Source organism: Streptomyces pactum (assembly GCF_002005225.1).
GTDB lineage: Bacteria > Actinomycetota > Actinomycetes > Streptomycetales > Streptomycetaceae > Streptomyces > Streptomyces pactum_A.
The window spans coordinates 1,007,588-1,021,740 of sequence record NZ_CP019724.1; the positions used below are offsets into that span (position 1 = coordinate 1,007,588).

Sequence of the window (14,153 nt, forward strand, 5' to 3'; positions counted from 1 at the left end):
TCCCCGTCACTCGGGGCGATCGCAGCGATACGGTCGCCACAGGCGGACGCGAGGGGGCGCACGGCCCTCGGACATCCATGGGAACGACGGGGGTTGCCGATGGCGCAGGACACGACGAGCGATGTGGGCGGCCGAGGTCTTTTCGACGACTTCGGGGCCTTCCGGACACCGACCAACGAGGACTTCACGACCGTACTGACCCACGGTCTGATCGCTCCCGACGCCAACGTCCTGCTGAATCTCTACCGATACACGGAGCAGGCGCGCGGCGACCTGCTGCGTGCGCTCGCCACTCTGGAGAACCGGCTTTGGGTACCGCACCAGGCGCTCGTGGAGTTCTGGCGGAACCGCGAGAGCACCCTCAGCGACGCCCGGTCGTCCGGCTCGCAAGCTGCCGAAGACATGGCGGGTCACGCGACGCAGGCAGAGCGGACCCTGCGCGCCTGGGCCAATCGCGTCGCCCTGCCCGAGGCCGAGACCGAGCGCCTGCGCAGTCAGCTGAACGAGGTCTTCGGTGACGTACGGGAAACGATCGTCAAGGTGGGCGAGGGCGAGTGGCGGAACATCACGCAGGACACGAGCACCGACCCGGTCATCGCGAAGCTGGAGCCCGCCCTCGACGGCCGAGTAGGTGCTCCGCTGAGCCGGGAGGATCACGACAAGGCGATAGCGGAGGGGATGCGTCGGGTCGAGAAGCGGCTTCCTCCGGGCTACATGGACAGGACGAAGGACGGTGTGGGAGCCGCCGCCGACTATCTCGTCTGGGAACAGATCCTTCGAGAGGCCGCCCGGCGTCACTGTGACGTGCTGTTCGTGACAGCGGACGCCAAGGAGGACTGGTGGCGCAAGGAGCAGGGCTTCAATCGCGGTCCCCGGCCGGAGCTGACAGAGGAACTCAGGGCCCGCGGCGGTGGCCGGCTCTTCATGCTCACGCCCAAGCGGTTCCTGGAGGTCGCCGCTCCGATCCTGGACTTCAGCCTCCAGGAAGGTTCCGTCGAGGACATAGAACGGGTCGAGCGCATCGGGACGGAGGAGACGTACGGGGGCTGGACGGCCGACGCGCTCCAGGAACTTTTCGACCGGCTCACCTACGAGGGTTACGCGGACCGGGTTGACGTGATCAAGTACGCCGCGGGGATGGAAGGCGTCGCGGACGCGAAGAGCGTCTACGAGATCTGCCAGTATGCCGAGGACCGGTCCCTCCGGGGCTTCACCAAGCCGGTCACCCGCATCGCCCGTCTGCTGGGGAACCTCGGGAAGATTCCGGACTCCGCTGTCCCGGCCCTGACAGCCGAATACGCGTCGGGCCCGGGTCCCGCCTCCGGTTTCTCGGTCCACCCGCTCCTCGTGCCGCTGGTGAATGAGCTGACGGAGGAGGCCCCCTCGTAGTGCTCCCACCCGGCGCCGACCGGTGACCGCGCGAGCGTGTAGAACGGGTAGTACATTGGAGGGATGAACGACAGCGCAGAGGTCCCACTGAGGGAGCTCAACCAGCAGACATCGCGCGTCCTGGCCCGAGTGGCGGCCGGGGAGACGGTGACCATCACCAAGGACGGTGTCCCGATAGGAGACATCGTGCCCCGCGGCGCGCCGACGGGCCGCCCCGCGTACCCGTTCCGCACCGATCCCATGGGTGACCTGGACATCCCGGACCTGGGTGGCCCCGTGCTCGACGACGACGAGATCGCGGCGAGCCTACGGGGTATGGGCGAAGACCTGCGCGGGGCAACAGATGACTGACATCCCAGTCGCCATCGCCGACACGAACGCCCTGTACCGGCTGTTCACACCGAAGGACCCCCGCCACTCCGCTCACCGGGAAGCTCTCGCACGAACGGGGCACCTCGTGGTCTCACCCATGGTGCTCACCGAGCTGGACTACCTGCTGACCTCACGAGTCGGCACCAAGGCCGCGATGAACGCTCTGGACTTCATCACCGGACAGGCGGAGGCCCGCCGATTCGAGGTCCCCGACACCGCACCGCATTTGAGAAGCGCCATGGCCGTGATGCGCGGGTATGTCGACGCGGACGGCGGCGCGGGGGTGGGTCTGGCGGACGCGATGAACGTCGCCCTGGCGGCCGCCTTCCAAACGGCAGACATCTTCACCACAGACGCCCACTTCCGCATGATGCGGCCACTGACCGGGCAGCCCTCCTTCCGGCTGCTCCCCGACGACCTCTGACAGCCGATCGGCTCTCGGCCACCTGAGTCGCGTCCCTCAAAGTCACCCGACTTTTCCGGGCGGCAGGAGTGCTCCTCCACGCTCCGGCATCATGGCCTCCATGACGAACGCGGTGGATGTGCGCACGGCGGCGGCCGAGTTCGACCGGACCGCCGTGGCGGCCGCCGAGTCGGCCGCCGAGGACGAGCGCAAGCAGGTGCTCTCCCGGTTTCCGCTGGAGGAGTGGGCGGAGCTGCCGCTGGAGCGCTACGCCCTCGGGCAGGGAGAGGCGCCCGGGTCGGGGCCGACGTACTGCCGGCTCATGGAGTTCGGCACCCCGCACCTGGGAAGCATCAAGGGCGGCAGTGCCGCGAAGCACATCATGTTCCACCACAACTCCGGTGAATGGCGCCTGGCCGCTCCGCTGAAGGGGATGGATCCGCAGGACGCCTGGGCGGAACTGCGAGGACAGTTCGTCCGGGCCTTCGACGCGGTCGGGGCAGGGGACTTCGACGCCTTGGACGACCTCGAAGTGCTGCGCTACGGACCGGCGCTGGTGACGAAGACCCTGGCAACCTACTTCCCCGAGCATTTCCTGCCGATCTACTCGGGGGAACACCTGCGCCGGTTCGCCGCCCTGCTGCCGGGCGACACGGACCAGGGCGAAGCCTCGGCCTGGCGCAGCAATCGCCGCCTGCTCGAACTCGTCCGATTACAGTCTGAGTTCAGAGGCTGGACCAGGCATGAAGTGATGCGTTTCCTGTACGAGCACTTCGACCCTCGCCCCCGGCAACGCACCATCTGGAAGATCGCCCCAGGCGAGCGCGGCCGGCTGTGGGAGGAATGCCGGGACGGCGGGTTCATCTGCGTCGGGTGGGACGAGCTCGGCGATCTCGGCCAGTACCAGAGCGACACCGAACTGAAGCAGGCCCTGGACGCGCACTGGCCACGCAGCAGCGGTGGCAGCCTGACCCTCGCCCGACGGCTGCTGGCCTTCCGTGACCTGGAGGCGGGAGACCGGCTCGTCGCCAACCGTGGGACGGAGGAGATCCTGGCCACCGGCAGGGTCGACGGGAGCTACCGCTACGACCCGGACCGGCCGGAGTTCCACCATGTCGTCCCGGTGGTCTGGGACCCCTCCCACGCGCGGAAGTTGCCGAAGGCCCAGCACGGGTGGCGGTCCACCTTCGCCAAGGTCGACCCGTCCCTCTTCGCCAAGTTCACCGCACACGACGCCGACTCCGGATCCGGCTCCGGCTCCGTACCGGGCACGGTGCAGGCACAGGCCGGCGCTGGTGAGCCGGTTGCGCCGCCCGAGGACGTACAGGCCGTACTGGACGCCCTGGAACGCAAAGGCCAGGTGATCCTTCACGGACCGCCCGGTACGGGCAAGACCCGGCTCGCGCTCGGCGCCGCCCTCGCCCTGGACGGCCGCGCGGACGTGCTCGGCGCCGATGCCGACGCCCGCCAACGTGCCCGGGCACAGACCGAGATGCTGCACGGCGACCGCATCCGCATGGTCACCTTCCATCCCTCGTACGGGTACGAGGACTTCGTCGAGGGCTTCAAGCCGGACCTGAGCGCCACCGGCCCGGGGCTCACCCTCGCCCTCACCGACGGTCTGTTCCACGGCTTGTGCAGCCGGGCAGCCGCCCATCCCGATCAGACGTTCCTGCTGGTCATCGACGAGATCAACCGCGGTGACCTGCCCCGGATCTTCGGCGAGTTGATCACGCTCCTCGAACTCGACAAACGGAACCTGCCGGTCGCTCTGCCCGTCAGCAAGCGAAGCTTCTCCGTCCCGCCGAACGTCCGGGTCATCGGCACGATGAACACCGCCGACCGCAGCATCAGCCACCTGGACGCCGCGGTCCGCCGCCGTTTCGCCTTTCTGCACGTGGACCCGGACCCCGACGCCGTCTCCGGAACCGTCGGCCCCCTGGACCTGGCCGCGTTCTTCGAGTCCCTCAACAGCCGCATCTCCCACCATCTCGACGCCGACCACCAGATCGGGCACGCGTATCTGCTGCGCGAGGGTGAGCCCATTGCGACCGAGGAGGATCTGGCCGCGGCCTTCCACCACGAGGTGATCCCCCTCCTGGAGGACTACTGCCTCGGCCGGGCGGACCTGCTGCACCGCATCCTCGGCGACCTGGTCGACGCCGAGACCGGGCGTCCGCTCCTCATGCCCCCGCAGGACCTGGCAGACGCGCTGGCGACCGAGTTCACCAGCGGCGCCAACGGCCCGGATGCCTGACCGCACCCCGGTCCAGCTCGGCGAGTACGAGTCCGCTCCGCTGGAGCCCGGTCAGCTCACTTCCCGGGACGTCGACCGTCTGCAGGCACTCCAGGCACGGGGCTGCCTCCGCCTGACCAGGGAGCGCACCGGGTGGCGGCTCAAGGCCGACGCAACCGTCGGAGTTCTGGTCCTGGACCGTGTCCGCGTGGTGATCTCACCGAAGTTCGCCATTCCCGGAGAGCAGCTCATGAGCTGGCTCGCCTACGCCCTCGGCACGCCCGTCCCGGCGACGGCCAGGCGGTGGGCCACCGGCCCCGAGGGATACGCCGACCTGGTCGCCGCCGCCCTGCTCGAAGAGTGCGAGCGGCTGCTGCGGGAGGGACTGCGCCGGGACTACGTACGCCGCCGGAGTGTCGAACCGGTGCTGCGGGGGCGTCTGGACGTGGCCGCCCAGGCCACCCACCGCTTCGGGCAACTGGACCAGCTGCACGTCCGCACCTTCGACCGGGAGGCGGACATCTGGGAGAACCGCGTCCTCGGGAGCGCACTGAGGGCGGCTCTCGGTCTCACCGCCAGTCCTGTCCTGGCGCGTGCCCTGCACGGAGCCGCCGGCACCTTCCCGCAGGCCCCGACCCCGGCCGCGGCACTCCGCGCCCTGGACCGCACCCGCTACACGCGCCTCAACGCCCGCTACCGTCCCGCCCACACCTGGGCCCGTCTGCTGCTGCGCGGGGGCGGTGTGACGGACCTGCTCACCGACCAGGGCGCCACGGCGGACGGTCTTCTGCTCGCCATGCCCGCGCTCTGGGAAGCCGTCGTCCGCCGTCTCGGCACGGAGGCCGTCGGCCCGCACGGCGGCCGGGCCGTACCCGGCGGAAGCGGCGTCGGCATCACCGTCCGCGGAGACCTGGGCAACGCCTCGGCCTTCCGGCCCGATCTCCTGCTCAGCCTTCCAGGACATGACGCGGCACAGCGCACGCTGCTGCCGGTGGACGCCAAGTACAAACGTTACGATCGTCACGGTGTGAGCTCGGACGACGTCCACCAGCTCCTCACCTACAGCAGCGGCTACGCGTCCGCCGGCACCCCGCTCGCCGTCATCCTCCATCCCCGGCCGGGCGGCCACGCCCAGCGGACCCTCCAGGTGCGCGGCCCCGGAGGCCTGTTGGGCATCATCCCCGTCCTCGGCGTGGACACCCACGCCACGCCCGAGCAGGCGGCGGCCTGGATCGGCTCAGTGCTGCGCTGACCATCCCACGCCGGCCGGTCGATGACGGCCGCCGCGGGTGGTGAGGTGGTCGGCGGGCGTCCGTCTCGGCGGACGTATCAGTCGAACACGCCCCCGAGTCGGGCACGACACTAGAACGCATGTACACAGATACATACTTTATTAGTCCATGAAAGCTTGTTGACATCGCTAACACACTTCCGCCATGCTCAGATCGACAACGGCTCACCGTCCCCTCGCGTCGCCTTGGGCACACCCACCGCAGCCGTCCAGAGCACCTAAGGAAGTCCGAGCGATGAGCGACACCGCCAGCCTCCGTGACCTGCTTCTCGCCCGGTTGCCCGAATCAGGGCTCTCTGCCGAGGAGCAGGCCCTGCTGCGCGATCTGCTGCCCGCCGCTCAGCCCCGGAACGGTCGCCATTCCGGGACCGTGTACATGCGGTCCATCACGGCTTCCGGCTGGCGCGGCATCGGCCCCACCGCCACCGTCCGGCTGAAGCCCGGCCCCGGTCTGACGCTGGTGGCGGGCCGCAACGGCTCCGGCAAGTCGAGCTTCGCCGAGGCCGCTGAGATGGCCCTGACAGGCGACAACTTCCGCTGGCAGGGGCGCACTCAGGTATGGAAGAAGGGCTGGCGCAACCTCCACGAGCACTCCTCCCCCGAGATCGCGGTGGAGCTCGACTTCGACGCCGCCAGTGACGGAGAGGGCGCCAAGGAGCCCGTAACCGTGCGCCGGATCTGGCACGGCGACGGGCTTGAGGAGTCCAGCACCGTCGTGGAGGAAGCAGGACAGCCCACCGGCGAAGCCCTGCACGACGTGATCGACGCCGAGCAACTGTCGCTGTACCGGCCGTTCCTCCCATACACCCAGCTCGGAGCTGTGATCAACGGGCCGCTGACCACCCTGCACGACGAGATCTCCCGAATCCTCGGCCTCGAACTGCTCAGTGACACCGACGCGGCGGCACGTGCCCGGGCCAAGGCCCTGACCGACACGGAGAGCGCCGCGAAGACCCTCACGGCCACCGTGATGCAGGAGTTGTCGGAGGTGGACGACCCGCGCGCCAAGGAGGCGATCACGGCTCTCTCCGGCAGGAGCCCAGACCTGGACGCCGTCCGGGCCCTGTTGAAGGGCCACGGCGCCGCCGACTCTGCGCACGTCGCACGACTGCGCCGACTGGCCGATCTGGAGCCCCCGGACCGGCCGTTGATCGCGAAGGCCGTGACCCGGCTGCGGTCGGCAGCCGCCGTGGCCGACGACGCACGCCACGGGTCCGCCGAGGACGCCCGGCAGTTGATCAAACTGCTCGACGCCGCGCTGGAACACCGCCGCCGCCATCCCGACGCCTCCGACTGCCCCGTGTGCGGCAGCACGGACCTCTTGGACCGCTCGTGGGCGGAACGGACGCGCGCGCAGGTCGAAAGGCTCCAGGTGGAGGCCGCCGAGGCCGAGGCGGCACACCGCGAACTCGTGAACGCGGTGAGGGAGGTGCACGACCTGATGCGTCCGGCTCCCACCTGGCTCCAGGCCGACGAGCCCTCCCTGGCCACCCTCTGGCGGGATCTGGTCGCCTGCCGCACGGTTCGTGACCCACGCGAGCTGGCCGACCGTGCGGAACGCGCCGAGGCAGTCCTCGGTGATGCCTGTGATCAGGTCCGTGAGGACGCCCGCCGACGCGTCACAGCGCAGGACGGCCGCTGGCAGCCCGTGGCCGCACGCCTGTCCGCATGGTTGGTGCAGGCGGAGGCCGCGCAGGCGGTGAAGCCCGCCCGCAAGCAGGTCAAGGCCGTACGCGACTGGGTGCGGGCGCTCACCGACGAGTTGCGGGACGCTCGGTTCAAGCCGTTCGCCGAGCAGTCCGGGCAAATCTGGCGGCTGTTGTGCGAGCGCAGCAGCGTGTCGCTGGGTGCGATCGGGCTCACGGGTGTCGGCCCGCAGCGGCAGGTCAGTCTCCCCGTCTCCGTGGACGACGCCGACGCGCCCGCCTTCGGCGTCATGAGCCAGGGCGAACTGCACTCACTCGCCCTCTCCCTGTTCGTCCCGCGCGCCACCCACCGGGACAGTCCCTTCGGTTTCCTGGTCATCGACGACCCGGTGCAGTCCATGGATCCGGAGAAGGTCGACGGCCTCGCCAAGGTTCTCGACCTGTACGCGCAGCACCGGCAGGTCGTCGTCTTCACACACGACACCCGGCTCGAAGAGGCCGTCCAACGCCTCGGTCTGCGGGCGACGGTCCTGCGGGTGTCCCGGCAGACCGACTCCGTCGTCCACGTCGCTTCCGTCAGCGACCCCGTGAGCCAGGCCCTGGCGGAGGCACGGGCCATCGCCCTCGATCCGCACCTGCCGCCGGAAGTCGCCGACCGGGTGCTGCCCTCGATGTGCCGTGTGGCGCTGGAGGCCGCCTACCAGGACACCGCGCGGCGTGCTCTGCGTGAGGCCGGGGTCGGGCAACGCGACATCCAGGAGCGGGTCACCCGGCCAGGTCCCCTCACCGGCCTGGCGGCCCTCGCGATGGGCATGCCGGGCAAGGAGGGGCGCGAGGTGCTGGACGCCGTCGCCCGCGACCATGGCACGTGGGCCAGGGAGTTGATCCAGGGGCTGAACCAGGCATCGCATCAGGCACCGGCCATGCCCGTCGGGGACCGCGCGGCCCTGGTCGACCGTACGAAGCGTCTCGCCAAGGAGGTTTTGGCCCGGTGACCACTCCCGCGCGCTCCCCCCGCGTTCTCCCCACGAACGAACTCCTCTCTGCCGCAGACCAGTTGCTCAATCCATCGGACGGCACCACGCTCTCCCCCGGTGTCCGGGCGCGCGCCGCGGCCACCCTGCTCCGGCTGGCCCTCGACGAAACCCTCGATGCCTTCTGGCGGTCGGTCAGCCCTCGCATGACCCGCAGCACCGGCCGCACCCGCATGCTCTGCCTGCAGTGGTACGTCAGTCCCTCCGTCGCGCGTCAGTGGTACACCGTCTGGTCCGGCCTCAGCGCCGCCTGTCACTACCACACGTACGAGCTGCCTCCCACCCCCGCCGAGGTACGGGCCTGGCACCAGGACGTGAGTGAACTGCTGCGTGTCCTGGCCGCCGCCCGCGCCTGAACCACGCCGCCCCGACACGTGAGGAGCAGCACGATGGACGCCCGCCGCTATCGCATGGTGGTCACCAGCCGGACCGACTACGTGCGCACCGGTGCACTCGTCGACGAGCAACTGCGCCACTGGCTCGCCCAACCACCCAAGCGCTACAACGTCGACGCGTTCGCCGAGGGCCGCAATGAGATAGCCGGCGGAGTCACGCTCGACCACGACTCCGTCACAGGGGTCACCGGTGCCTACGGACGATGGCGGCTCCGGGAGACCGCGCCCTGCGGCACCTGGCAGACCACCCTCGTGACGCGGCAGATCACCGACGGTCCGACCTGGGTCCAGCTGGACGTCGAGCACCTTCCCGACGACGCGGAAGCGGCCCCGGTGCCGGCCAGGACTCCCCGGCTCGCGAGGCATCTGCTGGAGGCGCTCGACGCGCATGACGGCCTGGCAGACGTGACGGCCATGCCCCAAGTCGTCGAAGCCGAGGATGTCGAGGCGGTCATCGACGAACTGTGCGACGCCGACCGGCGCCTCCCCGTCGTCATGGCGAGCACGCCGTACGACGTCGACTTCGACGGCTGGCTGGAGGGCACGGTCGACCCTCTCGTCCGTCCCCTGGCTGGGCTGGCGATCCTCTACGTGCTCACCCCGAAAGCCGAGTCGGTCTTCAACCGGGCCCTGGAACACCACCGCGTGTACAACGGCGGGATCCGCACCTACCTGCCGGGCGTCGACCCGGCCTGGCCCGCCGACGGCCAGCGGCACCGGGTGATGTCGAAACGGCTGATCACCGAGAATCCTCGGCTGGCCGCCCGCATCCTGAACCAGCTCCCTCAGGGGCTGGCGACCCGGTTGCCGTTGCCCGACGCCCTGGACTCCGTGCCGCTCATGCGCACACGAGCCAGGGACGGAGTCGGCGGCTCCGAACAGGAACGACTGCGCGACGAGAACGACGCCCTGCACGAAATCCTGGAGGAGGCGGCACGCGAACAGCGCGTCAGGGCCGACGAGATCCGTGACCTCAAGCGGGAGCTGCGTCAGGCGGAGAGCAACGAGGTGCAGGCCGTCGTCGACTACGACGAGCAGTACAAGGAACTCCACCGGGCCAAGGCGCAGATACGGGAACTGCAGAGAGAACTCCTCAGGCTGGGCGCCGCCGAGCAGGCGTACGCGGCGGTGGAACCCTCGCTGGACGCGCCCACCTCCTTCACCGAGATCCTGGACCGGATCGGCGACATGCGACGCGTCCACTTCAGCGGCCGGCGCAAGTACACCCTGGAACTCGACGACCAGGCCTACGGCTCGTCCTGGGTCCGGATGGCCTGGGACGCGCTGCTGGCCCTCCAGGACTTCGCGGAAGCCGTCGCGAGCGGCGAGGCGAACTGTGACTTCAAGCAGTGGTGTGCGGACGCACCGGAGGGAGCGCACGTCATCTCGCCCCGCAAGGTCGTCAGGGACGAATCGAAGTCCGTGAAGGCGAACGGCGAGTGGAGCCGGGCGCGCACGTTCCCCGTGCCCCGCCACGTGCATCCGAACGGCAAGCTGTTCATGGGTGCCCACCTGCGGATCGGCGGAGGCAACACCATCGCGCCGCGCCTGCACTACTACGACGGAGCTTGTACCGATCACGGAATCTACGTCGGTTACATAGGCCCGCACCTGACCAACACCATGACCTGACGCGGCCCCGGAAGGACCACAGCGCCCCGGCTGACCGGTGCGGGACGGGGTCTTCCCCGGCCCGCAACCCTCCTGGTCACCAGGCGGCACGTGCCTCAGAAGGCGAGCTGGGGAGCCTGGCCCTCTTCGTCGAAGGCCGGGCCACCGATGTCGGCGTCCCGCCCGTCGGCGACCCCTTGCCGGTACCCGGTGCCCGTGAATTTCGTCGGACGGGTCTTGTTCAGCTTCGGGTACCGGGCGGCGAGCCGTGCCTCGACCACCGTCGTCCGGTCGGCGAGGACCAGCGCCACGCTGCGGCCGTCCCGCCCCTCTCCCTCCGCTTCGGTTCGCTGTTCGGCGGCGGCCCTCGCAGCCTGCTGGGCGGCACCGATCCGCGCGGTCACCTCACGGATGAAGCCGAGCATCCATGAACGCTTGTAGGCGCGGGTGTCCTCGCCTTCGGGGCGATGCAGGCGGTCCGCACGGTCCGCGTCCGCCAGCATCTGCAGGCGCAAGCTCGCGAACAGCACCTCGGTGGCCTGGATGTCGGCCTCGAAACCGAAGAGGTGGACGCGGTGACGGTTGGCCTTGCCGCCGGGGTACACCGATCGGCAGCGCATCTCGTAGCCGATCCTGGCCAGCAGCCGGCGCCCCTCCTTGACGTAGGGCGGGTACAGATCGACGATCCGGTCCGCGGGCCGCTCGGGCTCGGTCACGTCGTCGAGCATGGCCTGCTCGATGCCGTACTTGGCCATGAGCTCGGTGGCCTTGGCCAGGTAGACACGGGCCTCCTCCTCGGTGGCCCCCGCGTTCTCCGCCTTCCGCAGCAGCGACCTGACCTTGCCGAGCAGCGCCTCGGGCAGTCCGTCGCGCACGGCCCGGGGGCCGGACCCGGACATGCCGGAGTCGGACGAAGCGCGGTCGTCGGCGCGCGTCCGGGCGTCCGCCGCATCGCTCTCGTCCCTGCCTTCGTCGTCCTCCCGGGCGATCAGGTCCGCCAGGTCCTCCGGGTCCGGGACCAGTTCGGACAGCACCCTTAGCGCCCAGAGCCGCCAGGCGGCGGTGTCGTCACGACGAACCCGTGCCCGCACCGAGCGAAGCCGCTGGAATGTTCCGTCGGCGCTCCGTACGAGGAACTCCATCCGTGCGTGGCCGAGTTGGGCGACCGCCAGTAGCGCGCACAGGTCGAAGGCGCGGTCCGGGTCGTAGGCGATCTCGATCCCGGGTTCGGGGTACCACTCCTCCTGCTCGTCGTCCGGGCCCCCGAATCCGAACAGGTCGGTCAGCAGGCTCTGGGTCGCCGTGCCGGTCCTGACCCGCACGACGGACGTCGACGGCTTCCCGGAGTAGGCCAGCGCGGCCGCCCGCTCTTCGCGGGAGGTCACGACGCGGTACCAGACGGGGACCGCGCCGAGCACGCCGTGCCAGGTGATCTCCCCCCTATCATGGTGCTCCCGCGCCTGCTGTTCGACATCCGTGCCGAGCCGCTCGTCCCGCCAGGCATCCGCGCCGGGCTGTTCCTGCGCGTCGAGGAAGGCGTCCAGGTAGTCGGCGGCGGAGCGTCGCGCACCGTGCTTGCTGTCACCGAGCAGAGCCCGCTCGCACAGGGAGAGGGCGTCGATGACCGGCTGGAGTACGAGCGACATGTATCGCTTGACCGCTTCGGACAGTTCCACGAGGAAAGCCCGGGTGGCCTCCGATCCGGTGGCCTGCTGTCTGCGGCGCCAGGCTTCGAGCTGTTCGACGCAGGCCTGCTGCTCGGCCAGCCACACCAGGTGCCCCGCGCCCTGGAGGTGTTCCTCCCGGAGCAGCACCGCGTCCTGGACCGCGGCAACGATTCCGGGTGCATCCAGTACGGCCTGCGACAGAAGCCGTAGCGGCTCAGGCTCGTCGGCGAAGAACCCGGCGGGAGTGAGGAGTTGCCTGCCGTGCCGGCGGGGCATCGACTCCGGACGGTCGATCTCACCGTCCCGCGGGATCTCCGCCGACCACCGTGCCCGCCACCCCGCGAAGTCGGCGGCCGGATCACCGGTTCCCGGCTGAACCCGCCTCCACCACCACAGCAGGATCTCCTCCCAGCCTTCGGCGTTCCAGGACCACAGGGCCGGCTCGCCACTCGCCGCCAGCCGGGACCGGAGTTCACGTACCGCTCCCTCCAGATCGTGGAGGGGTCCCCCGGGTATCAGCCGCTCCAGCCAGTGGACCGTCTCCGCAACGGACTGGGCCCGCGCCTCATCAGCGGCCACCCGCGCGGCCGTCACCGCCGCGACCAGTGTCCGGTCACCCAGATCGGTGGGAAGCAGCCTCAACAGCCGGGGTCCCGCTGTCTCCAGGACGGTTGCGAGGTCCCCGGCCCTGGTCTTCATCCAATCCGCTCGCCCCTGCCGGAACTCCTGCTCCGACAACCCGCCCGTACCGCTCATCGCTGTCATGTGATCCCCTCCCCGACGCGAAAGGACATCCTAGGAAGCCGGGTCGCGTGTGAGAGAAGCCGGGCTGATGCTCCTATTGCCTGTCAAACGGCTTGGAGCCAGTTGCGGTAGGCGTGGGCGAGGTCGTCGTCTCGGCGGGTCCCGCGTTCGAGGGTGGAGATGGTGGCCGGCCAGAGGGCGAAGTGGCGGGCTGCAGCGGTCAGGGTGATGTTCTTGGACCGCCGCAGCGGCCGTAGATCGTCGATGCCGGGGACGGTGACCGTGGTGGTCAGGCAGCGGAACATCTCCCGGGCGATGGCCCGTTTCAGCAGCCGGATGATCTCCTTCTTCGTCCGGCCGGCGGCGGTCTGACGTGCCACGTACTCGCGGGTGCGGGAGTCGCTCGACATGCGGACCAGGGCGACGCGGTAGAGGGCTGCGTTTGCTTGCCGGTCGCCGCCTCGCGAGAGGCGGTGGCGGTTGGTCCGGCCGCTGGAGGCGGGGACCGGTGCGGCTCCGCACAGGGCCGCGAAGGAGGCCTCGGTCCGCATGCGGTCGGGGTTGCCTCCGGCGGTGACGAGCAGTTGGGCCGCGGTGTCGGGGCCGACTCCGTGGGCGGCTCGCAGTCCGGGGTTGTGGACACTCACCACGCTGTCCAGTGCCTTGACCAGGGTCTCGTGTTCGACCGTCAGTTTCTTGACGCGTCGGGCGAGACTCTTCAGCGCGGTGAGGACCGCGGTATGGACCGCGTCCCCGGCGGGCCGCAGCCGGGCGAGGGCGTCGGTGCGGTCCGTTCCTTTGAGCCGGCCGTACTTGGCGCGGATGGTGTCGGGAGCGGTGATGAGGAGGCTGCCGATCTGGTTCAGGGCGGCGGTGCGGGCCTTGACCGCGGAGCGGGCGGCGTTGTGCAGGGCGCGTATGCCCGCGACCGTGTCGTCCTTGGGGGCGCTGGAGGCTCGTCCGGACAGGGCGGCGCGGGCGGCGGCGTAGGCGTCGATGGGGTCGGACTTGCCGATGCGGCGGCGTTCGGCCCGGTCGGGCCGGTTGACCTCCACGACATGAAGCCCCGCCTCGCGGGCGGCGCGGGTGAATCCGGCTCCGTAGGAGGCGGTGCCCTCCACCCCGATGGCGATCACGTGGCCGTGGGCGGTCAGGAAGGCCAGGGCCGCGGCGTATCCGGCGGCAGTGGTGGTGAACTCGGCGTCCGCGAGATGGCCGCCGTTGTCGCTGATGACCGCGACGTGGAGGGTGTCGGTGTGGGAGTCGACCCCGCCGACCACATCCTGGTCTGCCGTGTTGTCCATGACCGCTGATGTCATGCTGATGGTGCCTTCCCAGCCGAAGGTGGGCGCCGGCCGGGTGGCG

The 14,153-nt window shown here is 70.1% G+C and carries 10 protein-coding genes; 8 read left to right on the forward strand and 2 right to left on the reverse strand.

The window, feature by feature from the left end; translation table 11 throughout:
- The first annotated feature begins 99 nt into the window (after window positions 1–99).
- The 8 genes from B1H29_RS04480 (at window position 100) to B1H29_RS04515 (ending at window position 10,398) form a co-directional block, all read left to right on the forward strand.
- On the forward strand, window positions 100–1,389 hold the full coding sequence (locus tag B1H29_RS04480; protein ID WP_055421000.1) for a PIN-like domain-containing protein: 1,290 nt from the start codon (window positions 100–102) through the stop codon (window positions 1,387–1,389).
- Between the two features lie 63 nt (window positions 1,390–1,452).
- Complete coding sequence (locus tag B1H29_RS04485; RefSeq protein WP_055420999.1) at window positions 1,453–1,740, forward strand: type II toxin-antitoxin system Phd/YefM family antitoxin; 288 nt, start codon at window positions 1,453–1,455, stop codon at window positions 1,738–1,740.
- The gene (locus B1H29_RS04490) at window positions 1,733–2,185 is read left to right on the forward strand and encodes a PIN domain-containing protein (protein ID WP_055420998.1); all 453 of its coding nucleotides are present in this window, start codon (window positions 1,733–1,735) and stop codon (window positions 2,183–2,185) included. The genes B1H29_RS04485 and B1H29_RS04490 overlap by 8 nt, the downstream gene beginning before the upstream one ends.
- A 100-nt stretch (window positions 2,186–2,285) precedes the next feature.
- Window positions 2,286–4,421, forward strand: a complete 2,136-nt coding sequence (locus B1H29_RS04495) for an McrB family protein (protein WP_055421584.1) — start codon at window positions 2,286–2,288, stop codon at window positions 4,419–4,421.
- Complete coding sequence (locus B1H29_RS04500) at window positions 4,414–5,652, forward strand: McrC family protein (RefSeq protein ID WP_055420997.1); 1,239 nt, start codon at window positions 4,414–4,416, stop codon at window positions 5,650–5,652. The genes B1H29_RS04495 and B1H29_RS04500 overlap by 8 nt, the downstream gene beginning before the upstream one ends.
- Window positions 5,653–5,926: 274 nt before the next feature.
- On the forward strand, window positions 5,927–8,332 hold the full coding sequence (locus tag B1H29_RS04505) for an AAA family ATPase (protein WP_055420996.1): 2,406 nt from the start codon (window positions 5,927–5,929) through the stop codon (window positions 8,330–8,332).
- Window positions 8,329–8,727 (forward strand): hypothetical protein, encoded by a 399-nt coding sequence (locus B1H29_RS04510; protein WP_055420995.1) that lies wholly within the window; start codon window positions 8,329–8,331, stop codon window positions 8,725–8,727. The genes B1H29_RS04505 and B1H29_RS04510 overlap by 4 nt, the downstream gene beginning before the upstream one ends.
- 33 nt (window positions 8,728–8,760) lie before the next feature.
- Window positions 8,761–10,398 carry a hypothetical protein gene (locus B1H29_RS04515; protein WP_055420994.1) on the forward strand — a complete coding sequence of 546 codons (1,638 nt, stop codon included), beginning with the start codon at window positions 8,761–8,763 and terminating at the stop codon, window positions 10,396–10,398.
- Between the two features lie 95 nt (window positions 10,399–10,493).
- Here the strand turns inward: B1H29_RS04515 and B1H29_RS04520 are convergent, their stop codons facing one another.
- Both B1H29_RS04520 and B1H29_RS04525 read right to left on the reverse strand, forming a co-directional pair.
- On the reverse strand, window positions 10,494–12,809 hold the full coding sequence (locus B1H29_RS04520) for a DUF2786 domain-containing protein (RefSeq protein WP_079160015.1): 2,316 nt from the start codon (window positions 12,807–12,809) through the stop codon (window positions 10,494–10,496).
- Between the two features lie 83 nt (window positions 12,810–12,892).
- A complete protein-coding gene (locus B1H29_RS04525) occupies window positions 12,893–14,092 on the reverse strand; it encodes an IS110 family transposase (protein ID WP_055416408.1) in 1,200 nt (399 codons plus the stop codon).
- Window positions 14,093–14,153: the final 61 nt, after the last annotated feature.

Bases quoted from the DNA above. Each gene is read 5' to 3' on its own strand.
- B1H29_RS04480 (WP_055421000.1), top strand. From the start codon at position 100: ATGGCGCAGGACACGACGAGCGATGTGGGCGGCCGAGGTCTTTTCGAC.
- B1H29_RS04485 (WP_055420999.1), top strand. From the start codon at position 1,453: ATGAACGACAGCGCAGAGGTCCCACTGAGGGAGCTCAACCAGCAGACA.
- B1H29_RS04490 (WP_055420998.1), top strand. From the start codon at position 1,733: ATGACTGACATCCCAGTCGCCATCGCCGACACGAACGCCCTGTACCGG.
- B1H29_RS04495 (WP_055421584.1), top strand. From the start codon at position 2,286: ATGACGAACGCGGTGGATGTGCGCACGGCGGCGGCCGAGTTCGACCGG.
- B1H29_RS04500 (WP_055420997.1), top strand. From the start codon at position 4,414: ATGCCTGACCGCACCCCGGTCCAGCTCGGCGAGTACGAGTCCGCTCCG.
- B1H29_RS04505 (WP_055420996.1), top strand. From the start codon at position 5,927: ATGAGCGACACCGCCAGCCTCCGTGACCTGCTTCTCGCCCGGTTGCCC.
- B1H29_RS04515 (WP_055420994.1), top strand. From the start codon at position 8,761: ATGGACGCCCGCCGCTATCGCATGGTGGTCACCAGCCGGACCGACTAC.
- B1H29_RS04520 (WP_079160015.1), bottom strand. From the start codon at position 12,809: ATGACAGCGATGAGCGGTACGGGCGGGTTGTCGGAGCAGGAGTTCCGG.
- B1H29_RS04525 (WP_055416408.1), bottom strand. From the start codon at position 14,092: ATGGACAACACGGCAGACCAGGATGTGGTCGGCGGGGTCGACTCCCAC.